Raw genomic sequence first — 229 nt, 5'->3', positions numbered from 1 at the left:
GTTTCGGGGTTTGCCAACGGCGATGATGCGCCGTTCAAAAGCGTGTATTTTGATGACACTCCTGTCCAAAATTCGGACGGCAGCTACAATTTTAATGGAGTTACGGGTTATTTCCAGCGTGGCGAGCAAGACCAGTCCTATGTTCCGGGTTTCGATGCTTCCGAGCGCACCGTAGCCGTTTCGGCTGCGGTGAAGCAGAATCAGCCGATGGTTCGCGCCGTTACCGACG

The 229-nt window shown here is 54.1% G+C and carries 1 protein-coding gene; it reads left to right on the top strand.

The features are described 5' to 3' along the window. Nucleotides 1–229, top strand: a 229-nt coding sequence (locus tag ACI43T_RS12320) for a hypothetical protein (RefSeq protein WP_405387415.1), incomplete at both ends; no start/stop codon positions are given.

Origin of the sequence: Neisseria oralis, assembly GCF_045062685.1 — a bacterium.
In the GTDB taxonomy this organism is placed as follows: Bacteria; Pseudomonadota; Gammaproteobacteria; order Burkholderiales; family Neisseriaceae; genus Neisseria; species Neisseria oralis.
This window is presented reverse-complemented; position numbering and strand designations above follow the sequence as displayed.